General features: G+C 65.1%; 3 protein-coding genes. All 3 read left to right on the top strand.

Annotated elements, in window-relative coordinates:
• A partial coding sequence (locus ABFC67_RS06970) for an AAA family ATPase (RefSeq protein ID WP_346737268.1) occupies nucleotides 1-545 on the top strand: 545 nt, incomplete at its 5' end.
• Nucleotides 542-1,078, top strand: a complete 537-nt coding sequence (locus ABFC67_RS06965; protein ID WP_346737267.1) for a DUF669 domain-containing protein — start codon at nucleotides 542-544, stop codon at nucleotides 1,076-1,078. The genes ABFC67_RS06970 and ABFC67_RS06965, both read left to right, overlap by 4 nt.
• A gap of 97 nt (nucleotides 1,079-1,175) precedes the next feature.
• On the top strand, nucleotides 1,176-1,701 hold a 526-nt coding region (locus ABFC67_RS06960; protein WP_346737266.1), incomplete at its 3' end, for a hypothetical protein.

The raw sequence follows: 1,701 nt of genomic DNA, 5'->3' as shown, positions 1-1,701 counted from the left end.
TTGACAGCGTCACGGCCTTTCAGCCGCTGATCTGGGCCGAAACCGGCGAGCGCGGCGACGACAAGGGCAACAAGAAGAAGCGGATCGAGGATTTCGGCTATGGCAAGGGCTACGTCTATGCCCTGGCCGTCTGGCAGGAGTTTCTCGACGGCCTCAACCTCCTCCGCATCGAGCGGAAGATGAACATCATCATGATCGCGCACTCCAAGGTCGATCGGTTCGATGACCCCGAGACGGTGTCCTACTCAAAGTACGACATCGATCTGCACGACAAGGCGCGCGACCTGCTCAAGCGGGACAGCGACGTTATCCTGCTGCTCAAGCCTGACGTCTCGATCAAGACCGAGGACGCTGGGTTCAACAAGACCCGCGCCATCGGCGCCGGCGGGCGGAACGTGTGGATGCACACCGACAGCCGTCCCGCCTATGTCGCCGGCAACCGGTACGACCTGCCGGAGAAGCTGATCTACGAGCGCGGCAAGGGCTTCGATGCCCTTGCCCCCTACTTCCCGAACACCCCGCACAGCGAAAGGGCCGCGGCATGAGCGACGATTTTCTTGATGACGTCCTCGATGGCGTCGACCTGCAGAATACCGACACCTCGCAGCGCGGCGCGTTCACGCCGATCCCGGCTGGCGAGTACCTGATCCAGGCTATCGATGGCAGCGTTGTTCGCAAGGACAGCGGCGACGCCATGATCAAGCTGACCTTTGAGGTGATGGAAGGCGAGTTCGCAGAGCGGAAGCTCTTCGTCAACCTCAATATCCGTCACTCGAACCCGACGGCGCAGCGCATCGCGACCGAGGAACTGACCGAGATCTGGCGCGATGCCATGGGCGGCACCGGCAACCCGCCGAGCACCGAGGCTCTGCTGTGGAAGCCGATCCGCGCTAAGGTGGCCGTCGAGAAGCGGAAGGACAATGGCGAGATGCAGAACCGTGTGAAGCGGTACTTCTCGGCCGGCGGCGAGGCACCGGGCGCGCGCACGGCGCAACCGGCGCAGCCCCAGCGGCAGGCGGAGGTGAGCCAGCCGGCGCAGGGAAGACGGCCCGACTGGCTGAAAAAGCCGGCGGCGTGACGGAGCCGGGCGGGTCGCGGAGCCTGGCAGCGTAGGCGACCCGCCCTTTCACCTCAGGACAATTTGCAAACCGCCCCTCGGCGGTGACGGGGATATCATGCCCGAAATCCCGGAACCCCTTGTGCACACCGCGCTCGCCATGGTTGCGGCTATCGAGGCGCGGGCGCGCGGCGGCGATAGCGCCGGCGTCCCGATGTCCAGCGCAACATCCGCATGCGACCGCGAAATCTGGTACAAGTTCCGCTGGGCCGCGCCTTTGGAGACCCCGCAGGGCGCCCGAGAGCGCCGGTTCCGCACCGGCCTGCAATATGAGCGATGGCTGCTCGACGACCTTCGCGCCACCGGCGCGCTGGTGCAGGAGATCGACACGGCGACGGGCCGCCAGATCGCCATCCATCTCGCTGATGGCCATCTACGCGGCAAGGTCGACGGCATAGCCTCCGGCATTATCGAGGCGCCGAAGGCCGAGCACGTCGTCGAATGCAAGTCGATGAAGGCGGCCGATTTCCGCGCCGTTCTCAAGCATGGGCTGGCGAAAGCGAAGCCGGACCACTGGATGCAGTGCCAGCTTTACATGCACGGCCTTGGCCTCGCCCGGGCGCTGTACCTTTGCGCGAACAAAG

This window comes from Mizugakiibacter sp., from assembly GCF_039680435.1.
Lineage (GTDB): Bacteria > Pseudomonadota > Gammaproteobacteria > Xanthomonadales > Rhodanobacteraceae > Mizugakiibacter.
Note: the sequence above shows the minus strand (reverse complement) of the source record. Positions and strands in the feature narration are given on the sequence as shown.

Bases quoted from the DNA above. Each gene is read 5' to 3' on its own strand.
- ABFC67_RS06965 (WP_346737267.1), top strand. From the start codon at position 542: ATGAGCGACGATTTTCTTGATGACGTCCTCGATGGCGTCGACCTGCAG.